Origin of the sequence: Bacillus infantis NRRL B-14911 (assembly GCF_000473245.1) — a bacterium.
In the GTDB taxonomy this organism is placed as follows: Bacteria; Bacillota; Bacilli; order Bacillales; family Cytobacillaceae; genus Bacillus_AB; species Bacillus_AB infantis.
The window spans coordinates 3708286-3723902 of sequence record NC_022524.1 but is presented as its reverse complement, the minus strand read 5'-3'; the positions used below and the strand labels follow the sequence as shown (position 1 = coordinate 3723902).

Genomic DNA, 15617 nt, shown 5'->3' with positions numbered 1-15617 from the left:
CGCCTTATGTCTGTGATAGAAATGTCCCCGTGAAACACACTAATAGGGAAGCTTAAAGCTTCTCCACTGATTTATAAGGAGGGTATAAGATGGCTACCCGTCAATCTGTAGAACAATTTCTTCAGCAGTGTGAAGATGCGATAAGAAATGCAAACGAGCAGTACCAGCAGGCAAGCATGCAGGAACACTTCAATAATCATGAATACACAGATGCAATGCAGGGGCTTGAGGCTGCCTTCAATGATATGGCTGATCTTGCCCACAGCGCCAATGCACAGCAGCGGGAGCAGCTCCACAGGATGAGGCTTCAGCTGCAGCAGCTTCAGAACAGCATGACACTGCTCAGGCATTAAGGGGGAAGCATGATGAAAAAACGTTCAAAGCAGAATAATCCGGAACAAAAGACAAGAAACGGCATCAATAACCAGGATATTGAGCTTGGCAGGGATTATGATCCTGTAAAAGAATCAAAAAAGAAATATGAAAAAAATCTCGGGAGCCAGCCCATCAAGTCGAAGCAGCATCCTGAGCCTGAACAGCTTTCATAAAAAGAAGCCGGCTCATCCAGAATGAGCCGGCTTCACCTATTATCCCAGCCTGGCAAGGAAGCCTTCAACCGTTTGATTGAATAAATCAGCTTCTTCAAGGAAAGGGCAATGGCAGCTGTCTTCAAAGATGACCAGCTCAGAATCAGTGCTGTGCTCCTGTATATATTGGCCAGCCGCGACAGGTATCAGTTTTTCCTCCCGTCCATAACAGAGCAGGGACGGCTTTTTCAGGGTGGGATAGAGCGCACGGTAATCAACGATTGATTGATCAAACAAGATGCTTGAAGCGATCGATTCAGGCATTGCGGTAACAGCATCCATCATCCATTCAAAATCTCTTTCCGCAATGGTTTCTTTGAACATTAGCGGCAGGAATCCGCTCACAAACCCGTGCCTGTTATTTTGAATCTCCTGCATAAAATGGATAAGGGCAGGCATATCAAACGCACCCATTGGAAAATCAGGCCACTTGAAATCAGAAGGCAGTTCATCAACGATGATCGTTCCCTTAAGATGTTCCTCCCCGAACTGCTTAATATACTCCCAGACGACAAAAGCTCCCATTGACCAGCCGGCAAGGACCACATCTTTTAACTCAAGCTTTTCCATAAAGTCATGAAGATCCCTGGCATATGAAGAAATGGTATGGCCGGAGTGCGGCTTGCCTGATTTCCCATGCCCCCTCATATCGACGGCAATGGTTCTCGCCCCGGAAATCCTTCCGAGCTGCTTTCTGAAAAAAGCGCTGCTCATCCAGACGCCATGTATGAAAATGACCGGTGTCCCGGTTCCTGAATCCTCATAATACAGTTCAAGGTAATCGCTGATGGCTGCCCTTGGCATGAAAACTCCTCCTTTATTTTTAGATGGAAAATGAATATAAACCCACATGCTATACACGCTTTCCGCCTGTTATCCATTGAGAAAAACAGCTGCTGGGCAGGACGATATTTTCTTCTGTTTATTTTTATTCAATCCCTGGAAAGTTTAGGCGAAAAAACATGAAACTTTTCTATTGCAGGGAAGGGTAAAAACCACTAGAATTGTTTTGGTGTTCGAAATATTATTTAAGCAAAGGAGCGTTTTTCATGCCTCGTGCCCTCTGGCTTTTAATTATAGGGATGGCGGTGAATGTAACAGGCTCTTCTTTTTTGTGGCCTCTTAATGCCATTTACATTCACGACCATCTGGGCAAGTCGCTGTCGGTTGCGGGGATTGTGCTGATGCTCAATTCTGCAGCCAGTGTTGCCGGAAATTTATACGGCGGATATCTTTTTGATAAAATCGGGGGATATAAATCGATCCTCCTTGGAATAGGCATTACAGTATTAGCTCTCACAGGCCTTACCATCTGGCATGGATGGCCGCATTATGTGATCTTCCTGACTGTCATCGGATTCGGATCCGGGATTGTTTTTCCATCCATGTATGCCATGGCCGGTTCGGTCTGGAAGGAAGGCGGGAGGAAATCGTTCAACGCCATTTATGTAGCTCAGAATCTGGGTGTCGCGGTTGGAGCAGCTCTTGGAGGGCTTGTCGCCTCCTATTCCTTCCAATTGATTTTTCTTGCGAATGCACTGATGTATATCATTTTCCTTTTGATAGCTGTCTTTGGGTATAAAGGGATCCAGACGATTTCCGGAAACCAGACATCTGTCCTGAAAGAAAACAAAAGGATCAAGAACCATGCCAAGCTGTACGCATTATTGATCCTTTGTGCCGGCTATCTGTTGTGCTGGGTCGGCTATGTCCAGTGGCAGTCCACGATTGCGGCTTATACACAGGAAATCAATATTTCCCTGAAGCAATACAGCCTGCTGTGGACAATCAATGGAGCACTTATCGTCCTTGGACAGCCGTTTTTAAATGTAATTCTGAAAAAAATCGGCAAGAATCTGAAGACACAGATCATTACCGGGATCATCATATTCATCGTTTCATTTGCCCTGGCAGCTTCTGCTGAGCAATTCTCTGCATTCATTGCTTCCATGGTCATTCTCACAATCGGTGAAATGCTCATTTGGCCGGCTGTGCCGACTATCGCCAATGATCTTGCCCCAAAAGGGCGGGAAGGTTTCTACCAGGGAATCGTCAACAGTACGGCGACCGGCGGCCGGATGATCGGCCCGCTTCTTGGAGGAATCCTTGTAGATTTAAATGGGATGGGCATGCTGTTCTCCGTATTGATCGGACTGCTGGTCATTTCCATCTTTACAACCATCATGTATGATAAAAAGCTGAAACAGTCGGAAGAAATGACTGTTCGTGCATCCTAAGCGCCGGATTCCGGCGCTTTTTATTTGGTTGTGCTATTCCATGTTTCACCCACATTTCTGACATTCAATCTGTCCAATTGTTCTGTGAAGTATTTATTTACAAAGGCAGGCGATAAGATGGGGGGAAATTATACTTGAATTCTTCCAAAGCGGTTCTAACTGCCATCAAAGTTTAAATAAACCTGTTCATTGCAGTGCAAGGCACGTAGACTCCTGCGGGATTGCAGCGGCAATGCTGAGACCCCGCAGCGCGAGGAGGCTCAGCGTCGCCCCGCGGAAAGCGAAGTGCCTGGAACGGAAATGAACAGACTGCATGACTGCGCCAACCCTTCTTTTAGAGAAGGGTATACAAAAGGAAATGCCAAACCAGCTTGTCCCAATTTTTTATCCTCCCTCCTTTATTATCAGAAAAATGTGATAAAATTCAAAGTAAGATTAGAGTTAAAGGGAGAAGCAGATGAATAAAACATTAATGGAGCTTCCATACGAGATCCTGGAAACGATTGTTGAAAATGCTTTCGGCTGGCTGGTAGTGGTCGATAAGGAAGGCAAAATCATCTATATCAACCGCAATTATTGCGAGTTTATCGGCTGTGAACGCGATGAAGTAATCGGCCGGCATGTGACCGGAGTGATCGAAAATACAAGAATGCATATCGTTGCCTCGACCGGGAAAGAAGAAGTGGCAGATCTGCAGTATATAAAAGGGAATTATATGATTGCCAACAGGATGCCGATCATGTCAGGAGGAGAAATCATCGGCGCATTCGGAACCGTCTTTTTCCGCGATACACAGGAATGGATGAAGATGAACAGCCATGTCAAAAGCCTGCTGAATAAAATCCAGCATTATATCCAGCATATCGACAGCGGGGTGAAATACAGCCTCGAGGATATTTTGGGGAAATCAAAGCAGATTGCCAGCCTGAAGGAAAAAGTCAAAATGATCGCTTCCAGCGATATATCCATTCTGATCAGGGGTGAAAGCGGGACAGGAAAAGAGCTTTTTGCCCACAGCATTCATCAGCTCAGCGCCAGGAGCCATCAGCCTTTTGTCAAAATTAATTGCGGTGCGATACCGGAGCATCTCCTTGAATCCGAGCTTTTTGGATATGAGGAAGGAGCTTTTACCGGGGCGAAAAAGGGCGGGAAAAAAGGGAAGTTCCAGCTGGCGCATGGTGGGACTTTATTTTTGGACGAAATCGGCGATATGCCGCTCAATATGCAGGTTAAGCTTCTTCGCGCCCTTCAGGAAGGTGAAGTCGAGGCAGTGGGCTCTGTTAAGCCTATCTCAGTCGATGTCCGGATCATCGCCGCGACAAACAGGCCTCTGGAGAAAATGATGGAAGAAAAACGGTTCCGGGAGGATCTGTTTTACAGAATAAATGTAGTTCCGTTTTTCATTCCGCCCATTAGAGAGCGAATGGAAGACCTTGAAGAGCTGGTCGACTATTTTACAGGCAAAATTACTAAAAAGTCAGGAAAGAGAATAACGGGCATTGATGAAGAGGTGCGCCAGATTTTTCAGGCCTACAGCTGGCCGGGAAACATAAGGGAAATAGAAAATGTGATGGAAGCATCCATTTACCTGACCAGTGATGAACGAATCCGGAAAGGGTCTCTTCCAGAATATTTGCGGGAAAGGGCCATTCTCCCGATTGGGACGAGCAAACTGAAGGAAATCCTTGAAGAGACAGAGAAGAGAGTCCTGGCGCAGAGCCTGGAAAAGTATAAAGATGATAAGCTGAAAGCTGCTAAGGTTTTGGGCATCAGCAAGTCGACTTTTTATGAAAAGGTGAAAAAATACGGGCTGGAAATCTAGCAGTCCGGAAAATCGGAAAATATTCCGGTCTTCCGGACTTTTGTTTTTTTTTGAAAAGAAGATAAAGATTTCTCTTGCTTGTTTATTGAAGGCGATTATCTAGTAATCCAGAACCTCCGCAAATTTTATAGGCAAAAACTTTTTTTCCGGAAATCCGGAAAAAAATTCGCAGAATAGCCTCCTTTACCTGCTGCTGCTTATTCGGACACTTGGCACATATCTTGCATTGGAATATGGGCAGACAAAATCTTAAGAAGGGAGGGTGTTATCCATTTAAATGTAAACGGTTTCAAATAAGGAGATAAATAAGGGGGAAAACGAATGCTTAGTATGATTGGATTGGTAGGTGGGCTTGCCCTCCTGATATTCCTGACGATGAGGGGCATGAACCTGCTTGTTGTCGGGCCGCTTTCAGCTCTGTTTGTTGCCGTGTTGAGCGGGATGCCATTATTTCCGCAGCTGGCGGGCGAGGGGGAGGCCAACCTGGTAGGAAATTATATGTCGGGCTTTTCAGGGTTTGTAACATCCTGGTATCTGATGTTCCTGCTTGGCGCCATTTTTGGAAAAGTCATGGAAGACAGCGGTGCAGCCGACAGTGTCGCTGAATTGATTGTTGGAAAGCTGGGAATGAAATACGCTGTCCTTGCAATAGTAGCTTCTTGTGCGGTTTTGACTTATGGTGGCGTGAGTTTGTTCGTTGTAGCTTTCTCCGTTTATCCGATGGCATTGAGCCTTTTTAAGCAGGCCAATCTTCCGCGCCGCTTCATTCCGGCCGCCCTTGCATTTGGGTCGGTCACCTTCACTATGACTTCTGCGGGATCTCCTGAAATCCAGAACTGGATCCCGATTGAACACTTGGGTACATCCCCGTACGCTGGCTGGGAGGTCAGCCTTATTGTCGCAGTCTTCATGATGATTTTCGGCTACTGGTGGCTGAAAAGGATCATTACAAAAGCCGTCAGCAAGGGTGAATCCTTTATTTCCAGGGAAACAGATCCGGTGGCCGAGAAAAAAGAACTTCCGCATCCTGTAATGGGAGTCCTGCCTTTGGCAGTCGTGCTGGTCATTGCCTTTATTTTTCATGACTCACTCGCACAATCCGCACTTATCATTGCTTTATTGGGAGGAGTCATCGCTACTTATCTGCTAAACAGGAAGTACTTCAGGAATTTCTGGAATGCTGTTTCCGAGGGGACGCTTGGAGCGCTTATTGCCATCGGCAATACCGCCGCGGTCGTAGGATTCGGCGGGGTGGCCAAGGCAGTGCCTGCGTTCCAGACTGCGGTCGACTTTATGACAGATATCCCCGGAAGCCCTTTGATCGGAGGAGCAATCGCGGTCAGTGTTATCGCCGGGATGACTGGCTCCGCATCCGGAGGCCAGGTAATCGCCCTGCCGCTGATTGCGCCGCACTATATGGATATGGGAGTCAACCCAGAAGCATTGCACCGTGTAGCGGCCATTTCATCAGGTGCTCTGGATTCCCTGCCGCATAACGGCTATGTGGTTACCACAGTCAGATCCATCTGCGGAGAGACCCACCAGGATGCGTATGGAGCTGTCGGCATTGTGACCGTCATCGTACCTCTGCTCGGCCTGGCATTGGCGATCCTCTTATTCTCGCTTGGACTGGGCATATAACATTTTTCGGAAAGGAAGAGATTTATCCAATCCCTTCCTTTCCTTTATGGAAGGAGAAAAGAAATGGTGCAAGGAAGAACAGTTCTTATCACCGGGGCTGCCCAGGGGATAGGGTATGAGATAGGAAAAAACTTTGCCAGGCAAGGAGCAAATCTTGTCCTGACAGATATTCAGGAAGAACAGGTTGAAAAAGCTGCAGAGCAGCTGAGGGCAGAAGGGTTCAGGGCAGTGGGCCTGAGATGCGATGTGACACTTGAAGAAGAAATCAAAAAGTCCATCCATTCTGCGGTTGAAGAATTTGGGGGATTAGATGTACTAATCAATAATGCGGGACTTCAGCATGTATCCATGATTGAAGATTTTCCGACAGAAACATTTGAGTTTATGCTTAAGGTCATGCTGACGGCTCCTTTCACTGCCATCAAACATAGTCTGCCGATTATGAAAAAACAGGGCTTTGGAAGGATCATCAATATGGCCTCGATCAATGGCCTGGTCGGGTTTGCAGGGAAGGCGGCCTACAACAGCGCCAAGCATGGGGTCATCGGGCTGACAAAAGTAGCTGCCCTTGAAGCTGCGCCCTATGGAATCACCGTGAACAGCATCTGCCCGGGCTATGTGGATACCCCGCTTGTCCGAAATCAGCTGAAGGACCTGGCAGTTACAAGAAAAGTCCCGCTGGAAAAGGTACTCGAAGAAGTACTTTATCCTCTGGTTCCCCAGAAAAGGCTTTTATCAGTAGAAGAAGTTGCCGCCTATGCCCTTTTCCTGGCAGGAGAAGATGCGAGAGGCATAACGGGGCAGGCCGTTGTTATTGACGGGGGATACACAATGCAATGAAAAGATGCAGACAGCCGGCAAGGCTGCTGCGTCTTTTATTTGCCATCACAAAGAATAGTGAAGCTGTTTGCACGAGAGCACAGCCTTTGCATACATTGAAAAGTATAACTTTTCTAATTGAAGAGCATACTTGCATACAAAGGAGAATTTTAATACAATAGCTTTATATATTTTAAAGCAAAAACTATGATGAGGAATAGTAATGATGTAGTTCCGCTCATTAGAGAGCTGGCGGGAGGTGCAAGCCAGCCGGGACTGTCATGAACTCGCCTTGGAGTTGCAGGTGTGAACCACAGTAATGCCTGCCGTTTTCCGCGTTAAGGATGAATGAAGAGAGCGGCAATGCCGCTAATGTGGGTGGTACCGCGGGAGAATACATATCCTCTCGTCCCTGTTTTGGGATGAGGGGTTTTTTTATGGTCTTTTTCGCTGTAAAGCAGACCGGCAAAACCTTTCCCCAAAAGAAAAATTCATATTATGCAGGAGGAAAGCACAATGAGCTTCAATCACAGGGAGATTGAAAAGAAATGGCAAAAGTCTTGGGAAGCCAATAAAACATTTAAAATGGGCGAGGAAAAGGGAAAAAGCAATTTTTATGCGCTTGATATGTTCCCGTATCCTTCAGGCGCCGGACTTCATGTCGGGCATCCGGAAGGATATACAGCGACAGATATTCTGTCCCGTGTAAAAAGGATGCAGGGCTATAATGTACTCCATCCAATGGGCTGGGATGCTTTCGGGCTTCCGGCAGAACAATATGCCCTAGACACAGGCAATGATCCGGCAGAATTCACGAAGAAAAATATCGATACATTCCGCCGCCAGATCAAATCGCTTGGATTTTCATATGACTGGGACCGGGAAATCAGCACGACGGACCCGGAATATTATAAGTGGACACAATGGATTTTCACTAAGCTGTATGAAAAAGGGCTTGCCTATATTGACGAAGTGGCTGTCAACTGGTGCCCGGCACTTGGAACAGTCCTGGCTAATGAGGAAGTAATCGACGGCAAGAGTGAGCGCGGAGGGCACCCGGTAGAGCGCCGCCCGATGAAGCAGTGGATGCTGAAAATCACGGCTTACGGCGACAGGCTGCTTGAGGATCTGGAAGAGCTTGACTGGCCGGAAAGCCTGAAGGACATGCAAAGGAACTGGATCGGCCGTTCAGAAGGAGCAGAAGTAACCTTCAGCATTGAGAACCATGAAGGAACATTCACCGTCTTTACAACACGTCCTGATACGCTGTTTGGTGCGACTTATGCGGTGCTTGCACCAGAGCATTCTCTTGTTGAAAGCATTACGGCTGAAGACCGGGTTGAGGCGGTCGAAGCATATCTTGAAAAAGTGAAGAGCAAAAGCGACCTTGAGCGTACAGATCTGGCGAAAGAGAAAACAGGCGTATTTACCGGCGCTTATGCCATCAACCCTGTTAACGGCGAAAAAATGCCGATCTGGATTGCCGACTATGTGCTTGCAAGCTATGGAACCGGGGCCATCATGGCCGTTCCTGCGCATGATGAGCGCGACTATGAGTTTGCGAAGGAATTCAGCCTGCCGATCAAGGAAGTTGTCGCAGGCGGAGATATCGAAAAAGAAGCGTATACAGGCGACGGGGAGCATGTGAACTCCGGATTCCTTGACGGCCTTCAGAAGGAAGAAGCCATTTCCAAAGCAATTGAGTGGCTTGAAGAAAAGGGCATCGGGACGAAGAAAGTAACTTACCGCCTCCGCGACTGGCTGTTCAGCCGCCAGCGCTATTGGGGAGAGCCGATTCCGATCATTCATTGGGAAGACGGCACAATGACTGCTGTACCGGAATCAGAGCTGCCGCTGATGCTTCCGAAGACAACTGAAATCAGGCCATCCGGAACAGGAGAATCACCGCTCGCCAATATTGATGAGTGGGTCAATGTGACAGATCCTGAAACAGGCAAAAAAGGGCGCCGTGAGACCAATACAATGCCGCAATGGGCGGGAAGCTGCTGGTATTATCTGCGCTATATCGATCCTAAAAACGAAAATGCGATCGCTGATGCCGACCTGCTGAAAGAATGGCTTCCGGTTGATATTTATATCGGCGGTGCCGAGCATGCGGTTCTGCACTTGCTGTATGCACGCTTCTGGCATAAGTTCCTGTATGATATCGGTGTGGTTTCTACCAAGGAGCCGTTCCAGAAGCTGTTCAACCAGGGGATGATCCTTGGAGAGAACAATGAAAAAATGAGCAAATCAAAAGGCAATGTAGTGAATCCGGATGAAATCGTCGAGTCACATGGGGCCGACACACTGCGCCTGTATGAAATGTTCATGGGGCCGCTCGAAGCCTCTGTTGCCTGGTCAACAAACGGTTTGGACGGAGCCCGCCGCTTCCTTGACCGTGTTTGGAGGCTGCTGATTGACACTGATGGAAACCTGCACAGCAGAATAAAGGATGCAGAGCCGGAATCAAGCCTTGAAAAAGCCTACCATCAGACAGTTAAAAAGGTAACAGAAGACTATGAGGGGCTGCGGTTCAATACAGCCATTTCACAGCTGATGGTATTCATCAATGAAGCTTATAAAGCAGAGACACTGCCGGTAAGCTATATTGAAGGTTTTGTTAAAATGCTGTCGCCGATTGCCCCTCATATCGCAGAAGAGCTTTGGGAGAAGCTTGGCCACAGCGGCACTATCTCTTATGAAGCTTGGCCTGCTTATGATGAAGCCAAGTTGGTCGATGATGAAGTTGAAATCGTCATCCAGGTCAACGGCAAGGTTAAAGCGAAGCTAATGGTGCCTGCTGATGCGGGACGTGAAGCCTTGGAGCAGATTGCAATGGATGATGATAAAATCCAGGAGCAGATTGATGGCAAAACAATCCGCAAGGTCATTGCCGTCCCAGGAAAGCTTGTTAATATTGTAGCCAACTAAAGCAAGGAATCCCCTGTTTCAGCGAGAAACGGGGGATTTTTTAAGGCAGGGAAGATGATTGCGATAGAAACTGTCATCAATGGAACCAGTTTTTTGCCTTATTTTACTTCCTTTGTTTATACTAATCATATTGGGTAGACGAATTAATGAGAGGGTGTCATAGATGGAAAATATTGAAATTATCACAACAGAAGAGCTGGAACAGTTGCTGAAGGAAGGCAAGAAGCTCGAGCTTGTAGACGTAAGGGAAGACGAAGAAGTGGAGCAGGGCATGATTCCCGGCGCCAAGCATATCAGGATGGGAGATATTCCTGCCAATATGGACTATTTTGATGATGAGAAAGAATATATTTTCATCTGCCGCTCCGGCCGCCGCAGTGAGAACGTCTGCTATTACATGCAGGACCAGGGCTATAAAGTCCGCAATATGGCTGGCGGAATGCTCGAATGGAAAGGCGAAACGAAGTAAAGAAGAAAGCTGCCTGTCGCAGGCAGCTTTTTATCATGGTTATAGTTTCTGAATATTTCGTCCATACTCTTAAAAAAGCAATTGAGGAGGGACAAAGTTGATTAAAGTGAAGCTCTTTGACCATGAGCATGAAAAAGATCTTGAAAAGGATATGAACCATTTCCTGGAACGGATTGATGAAAACAGGCTGATCGATATTAAATATAATGTTGCAGCCATCCAGGAAGAGGAAGAAGAACAAATTTACTGCTTTTCCGCCATGGTTGTTTACCGGTCCTGAACAGATGGGCCGTTTTTTTAATAGGACGCAGCTTCTGCTGCATTGGAACCGGCAAGCCTGCCTGTCACCAGCGCTGAGGTGATGTTATAGCCGCCGGTATAGCCGTGGATATCCAGGATTTCACCGCAAAAGTAGAGGCCGGGCATCAGCTTGGAGGCCATTGTCTGCGGTTCGATTTCTTTTGTGGATACACCGCCGCCAGTGACGAATGCTTTTTCAATCGGAAGGGTGCCATCGGCTTTAAATTGAAATGCCTTGCAGCTTTTTACAAACAGGCGGATCTTTTCATGCGAAATGGTCCCGCCCTGAGCAGATGGATCGATTTCATTCCAATCGAGCAGGAACAGCAGGTAGCGTTCCGGCAAAAGTCCTTTCAGGATGTTTTTAATGCTCTTTTTTGGATCAGCCTTTATGATGGAGGACACTTCCTGGAATAACGGCTCTTCCTTCCGGTCCGGAACAGCATCAAGGCTTAATACGACTTGTTTAAGATCCCACTTCTTCATCGCTTTCACCACATACTGCGAACATCTCAGGACGGCAGGGCCGCTTACGCCGAAATGGGTGAAGAGCATGTCCATCTTATGGGTGATAAGGGGCTTGCCTTTAGGATTCAGGACACTTAGAGCTGCATCCCTGAGAGCGAGCCCCTGCAGAACTTTATTTTTTATAAATGGCTCAGAAGAAGTGACAGGCACCTCTGTCGGGAACAGATCGGTGATCGTGTGTCCGGCTTTTTCCGCCCATGCGTAGCCATCCCCTGTAGAACCGGTATGTGGGACTGACTTGCCTCCCACCGCAATAACCAGCGACCTGGCATCATACTTTGCTCCATTTTTCAGAAATACTGTATGCCCATTCTCCCCATAAGAAATATCCTCCACCGGTGAATCGGTTTTCACCTCGACACGGAGCTCCTTCATTTTTGAAAGGAGCGCATCAACGACCGACTGGGCCTTGTCTGTGACAGGGAACATCCTGCCATGGTCTTCCTCTTTCAGCTGGATGCCCATATCCTCGAAGAAGCTGATGATATCTTCGTTGCTGAAAATAGAAAATGCGCTGTATAAGAACCTGCCGTTGCCGGGTATATGCTTTATGATCTCATCGATGGGCAGGCGGTTCGTAACATTGCAGCGGCCTCCGCCTGAAATGGCGAGCTTTCTGCCAAGTTTGTTTCCCTTGTCGATAAGAAGGACTTTCATTCTCTTTTCTGCCGCCGCAATCGAAGCCATCAGGCCTGATGGACCGCCTCCAATTACAATTACATCGTACATTTTTTCACCAACTTTATTTACTTTTTGCTTTTTTAACATTAGTACAAACGGAAGGGAAAGGCAAATTTATTCAGGGGGAACACGTCTAATCTGGCGGGGCCTGCCCGATCTGCGTATTTTTCTGGTGGGACGCCCGGCAATCTAGTAGCTTTGGGGGCGAAAGAAGGGTAAACTACTAATAGTGTGTTTACATTTCGACAGAAACTGATAAAATTGGCGGTCTTGCGGCATGATGCCGGCCGCATGGATGAATGAAGCAAGATTTTCTTTTTAGGAAGGGATTATATGTCATCTAAGCTTTTAAGAGGTACCTTTATTTTAACCCTCGGAACCATTATTTCAAAGGTTCTGGGCCTGTTTTATGTGATACCGTTCTACCGGATTGTAGGGGACCATGGAAGTGCTTTATACCAGTACTCCTATGTTCCGTATACGATTTTTATCAGCATTGCTACAGCGGGGATCCCCCTTGCTGTTTCCAAGTTTATCGCCAAGTATAATGCCCTTGAAGAGTATGCTGTCGGCAGAAAGCTTTTTAAGTCCGGCCTTGTCGTCATGCTCTGCAGCGGGATTTTCTCATTTTTAATTCTTTATTTTTCGGCCCCGGTCCTTGCAGAATTATTCATTCCTGACTCTGATCTGGACTCCAGTGTCAGTGATGTTATTACTGTCATCAGGGCAGTAAGCTTTGCTTTGATTGTTGTCCCGTTCATGAGTTTAATCAGAGGATTCTTCCAGGGCCATCAATCGATGGGACCGTCTGCCGTGTCACAGGTTGTTGAACAGATTGTCCGCATTGTCTTTTTGCTTGCCGGTGCCTATATTGTCCTGAACTGGATGGGCGGAAGCCTGGTCAAAGCTGTCAGCGTGGCAACTTTTGCTGCATTCATAGGAGCAATTGGCAGCCTTGCGGTACTGTTCTGGTACTGGTATAAACGGAAATCCCATTTGGATGACCTCCTCCTTCAAGACAAAGGGACGATGGATATTTCCCTGAAGGATATGTATAAAGAAATTCTCATATATGCTGCACCATTTATCTTTGTCGGCCTTGCCAACCCCTTGTTTCAAATCATTGACCAGCTCACATTCAACAGGGCGATGGCAGAAATTGGCCTTGCCGGGCAGGCTGAGTCATCACTGGCGGTGCTGAACTTTCAGGCGCATAAGCTGGTGATCATCCCAGTGTCGCTGGCAACGGCCTTTTCACTGACGCTTGTCCCTGCCATAACGAAGGCGTTCACAGATAATGACCGTATGAGCCTGAACAAGCAGCTGAACCAGACATTCCAGGTGCTCCTTTTTCTTACATTGCCTGCCGCAGCGGGGCTTTCACTGCTGGCTGAGCCGGTTTTCACTGTCTTTTACGAGCATAAGGAATTGGGTACAGAGGTTTTGAGAACGTATGCCCCGGTGGCGATGCTGTTTTCCTTGTTCTCCGTTACAGCGGCGATCCTGCAGGGCATCAATGAACAGAGATTCACGATTCTGAGCCTGCTTGTCGGTCTGCTCGTCAAGCTGAGCCTGAATATTCCGCTCATCAAGCTGATGGAAACACAGGGAGCAGTATTGGCTACAACCCTTGGATACACTGCAGCCATACTGATCAATTTATATGTCATCAGGACCTATGCAGAATATCCATTCCGCCTGGTCGTCAGAAGGAGCCTGCTGATCATCCTGTTCACGGCATTCATGTTTGCCGGAACTGCAGTATCCTATAAACTGCTGACATTATTCCTGTCTCCGGCTTCTACCATCCAGTCGCTGATCATCATTTTCATTTGTGCAGGCATTGGAGCAGCCATCTATTTTTACTTGGCCTTCAGAACAAGGCTTGTTTATTTCCTATTTGGACAAAGAGTGGAGAAAATCAAACAGAAGCTCCGCCTCCGCTTTTAATAAAGCCAAACGAAAGGCCGCCGCAGCACGAAGCGGGGCCTTTCATTTTTTTCCGTGAAGGGGTGCTAGAGCTCCGGATTATAGTAGATTGGGGCGGATCCACCGAGCCCGAGCCTGCGCTCAATGCGGTTCAGCCTCCTGTTGAACCGGCTGCATTGTTTGTTAAGCTGCTCGACGGTGCGTTCAAGCTCGATGACGCGCTGCAGAATCTGGGCATCTCCCTGGGATAAAAAAGAAGGAGATGTACGGAAGACAGGGTGCAGGGGATAAGGGCAGACGGGAAAATAGTGAATAAGAAGCGCTCCTTTCATTTTGTAAAAAGTTCTACTATACTCAGGTAAATAACCAGATAGTACAGTCTATGATAAAAGCAGTGGTCCCGGGACTGAAATTTTTAAGGAGGAAGAAGGATGAGAATTGATAAAGTGCTGGCCAATCTTGGATACGGCAGCAGGAAAGAGGTAAAAAAGCTGCTTAAGGACGGTTCGGTGACCGTCAATGATGAAAAGATCAAAGATGCCAAGCAGCATGTCGATCCTGAAAAAGATCTGATCCGTATAAACGGAGAAACCGTCGAATACAGGGAATTTATTTATTTGATGATGAACAAGCCGCCGGGCGTCATTTCAGCAACAGAAGATAACAGAGATGAAACGGTCATTGATCTCCTTGAGGCAGAGGATCTGATCTTTGAACCTTTTCCGGTCGGAAGGCTTGATAAGGATACGGAGGGTCTGCTTTTGATTACGAATGATGGCCAGCTGGCCCACCGCCTGCTCTCCCCAAAGAAGCATGTGCCGAAAACGTATTTTGCAGTCATAGACCAGGAAGTGACGGAAGAAGATGTCACTGCCTTCCGCAAAGGAGTCATCCTGGATGACGGCTATGCGACAAAGCCGGGAGAGCTCAATATCCTGAAGTCCGGAGAACGGTCTGATATCGAATTGACGATCACAGAGGGAAAGTTTCACCAAGTCAAAAGAATGTTTGAAGCTGTAGGGAAGAAAGTGGTATATCTGCAGAGGCTTTCGATGGGGCCGCTGCGGCTTGATGAGACGCTCGAGCTTGGTGAGTACAGGGAGCTGACAGAGGAAGAGCTGCAGTCTCTGATGGAATATGAAGTGAAGTAACAAAAAAATCGCCTGATAAGGGCGATTTTTTTGTTTATGGATCCCCCGAGCCCGGGAGACTGTATTTACGATGATAATTTAACTTTTCTTTGCGTCGTCGTCCATTTTCCTCTGCTCGGACTGATGACTAAATCATTATAGGCCAGGACATTCAAATCTCGTTGTATGGTGCGAGGAGTAATACCAAATTCCTCTACAAGCTCCTGAGTTGTTACAGTTCCGCGCTTACAAATAAACATGTAGACGGCTTTAATGCGGTTTAACATCCGGTTAGTCGAAGGTTTCAAAGAACCACTCCCTATCCTTTTTTCAAACCTTTGGCAAATTCCTGCAACCGACAGCTTCGATGAAGAAACATGTCTTCAAGGTATGTAGTTTTCTTTTCCCCAGACAACTCCTTTTCTAATCATTAAAGAATGTTCTAGATGTCATACTTCTACAATAATTGTACTCTTTCTTGCTTGATAATGCTACTTTAATACTTGAATTTACAAAAGATTAACACATTTTGGTTGAAAT

General features: G+C 47.0%; 15 protein-coding genes and 1 other annotated feature. Of the genes, 11 read left to right on the top strand and 4 right to left on the bottom strand.

Annotated elements, in window-relative coordinates:
- The first annotated feature begins 89 nt into the window (after positions 1–89).
- Complete coding sequence (locus N288_RS18740; protein WP_009795263.1) at positions 90–353, top strand: YtzC family protein; 264 nt, start codon at positions 90–92, stop codon at positions 351–353.
- Between the two features lie 12 nt (positions 354–365).
- Positions 366–548, top strand: coding sequence for a hypothetical protein (locus N288_RS18735; protein ID WP_022544302.1), 183 nt, complete (start codon positions 366–368; stop codon positions 546–548).
- Between the two features lie 39 nt (positions 549–587).
- On the opposite strand, the gene N288_RS18730 is transcribed toward N288_RS18735, so the two are convergent.
- Positions 588–1391: an alpha/beta fold hydrolase gene (locus N288_RS18730; protein ID WP_022544301.1), complete on the bottom strand. Its 804-nt coding sequence runs from the start codon at positions 1389–1391 to the stop codon at positions 588–590.
- A 245-nt stretch (positions 1392–1636) separates the two neighbouring features.
- Between N288_RS18730 and N288_RS18725 the strand changes: the two genes are divergently transcribed.
- From N288_RS18725 to N288_RS18690, 7 genes are all read left to right on the top strand, one after another.
- Positions 1637–2824, top strand: coding sequence for an MDR family MFS transporter (locus tag N288_RS18725; RefSeq protein WP_022544300.1), 1188 nt, complete (start codon positions 1637–1639; stop codon positions 2822–2824).
- 457 nt (positions 2825–3281) lie between these two features.
- Positions 3282–4646 (top strand): sigma-54 interaction domain-containing protein, encoded by a 1365-nt coding sequence (locus N288_RS18715; RefSeq protein ID WP_009795258.1) that lies wholly within the window; start codon positions 3282–3284, stop codon positions 4644–4646.
- A 321-nt stretch (positions 4647–4967) separates the two neighbouring features.
- The gene (locus N288_RS18710) at positions 4968–6287 is read left to right on the top strand and encodes a GntP family permease (RefSeq protein ID WP_022544298.1); all 1320 of its coding nucleotides are present in this window, start codon (positions 4968–4970) and stop codon (positions 6285–6287) included.
- Between the two features lie 63 nt (positions 6288–6350).
- Positions 6351–7127 carry a 3-hydroxybutyrate dehydrogenase gene (locus tag N288_RS18705; protein ID WP_009795255.1) on the top strand — a complete coding sequence of 259 codons (777 nt, stop codon included), beginning with the start codon at positions 6351–6353 and terminating at the stop codon, positions 7125–7127.
- A 177-nt stretch (positions 7128–7304) separates the two neighbouring features.
- Positions 7305–7523: a binding site (T-box leader), on the top strand.
- A gap of 99 nt (positions 7524–7622) precedes the next feature.
- Complete coding sequence (gene leuS, locus N288_RS18700; protein WP_009795254.1) at positions 7623–10040, top strand: leucine--tRNA ligase; 2418 nt, start codon at positions 7623–7625, stop codon at positions 10038–10040.
- Between the two features lie 163 nt (positions 10041–10203).
- A complete protein-coding gene (locus N288_RS18695) occupies positions 10204–10509 on the top strand; it encodes a rhodanese-like domain-containing protein (RefSeq protein ID WP_009795252.1) in 306 nt (101 codons plus the stop codon).
- A gap of 97 nt (positions 10510–10606) precedes the next feature.
- Positions 10607–10789, top strand: coding sequence for a sporulation protein Cse60 (locus N288_RS18690; protein WP_009795251.1), 183 nt, complete (start codon positions 10607–10609; stop codon positions 10787–10789).
- A 17-nt stretch (positions 10790–10806) separates the two neighbouring features.
- On the opposite strand, the gene N288_RS18685 is transcribed toward N288_RS18690, so the two are convergent.
- On the bottom strand, positions 10807–12066 hold the full coding sequence (locus N288_RS18685) for a BaiN/RdsA family NAD(P)/FAD-dependent oxidoreductase (RefSeq protein ID WP_022544296.1): 1260 nt from the start codon (positions 12064–12066) through the stop codon (positions 10807–10809).
- A gap of 285 nt (positions 12067–12351) precedes the next feature.
- Between N288_RS18685 and N288_RS18680 the strand changes: the two genes are divergently transcribed.
- Positions 12352–13968 carry a putative polysaccharide biosynthesis protein gene (locus tag N288_RS18680; RefSeq protein WP_009795249.1) on the top strand — a complete coding sequence of 539 codons (1617 nt, stop codon included), beginning with the start codon at positions 12352–12354 and terminating at the stop codon, positions 13966–13968.
- A gap of 65 nt (positions 13969–14033) precedes the next feature.
- Here N288_RS18680 and N288_RS18675 read toward each other — a convergent pair whose 3' ends face one another.
- Positions 14034–14279, bottom strand: a complete 246-nt coding sequence (locus N288_RS18675; RefSeq protein ID WP_022544295.1) for a hypothetical protein — start codon at positions 14277–14279, stop codon at positions 14034–14036.
- A 99-nt stretch (positions 14280–14378) separates the two neighbouring features.
- Here N288_RS18675 and N288_RS18670 point away from each other — a divergent pair, with 99 nt between their 5' ends.
- The gene (locus tag N288_RS18670; RefSeq protein WP_009795248.1) at positions 14379–15098 is read left to right on the top strand and encodes a pseudouridine synthase; all 720 of its coding nucleotides are present in this window, start codon (positions 14379–14381) and stop codon (positions 15096–15098) included.
- 65 nt (positions 15099–15163) lie between these two features.
- Here the strand turns inward: N288_RS18670 and N288_RS24860 are convergent, their stop codons facing one another.
- Entirely contained in the window at positions 15164–15385 is a 222-nt protein-coding gene (locus N288_RS24860) for a DeoR family transcriptional regulator (protein WP_009795247.1), read from the bottom strand.
- Between the last annotated feature and the right edge of the window lie 232 nt (positions 15386–15617).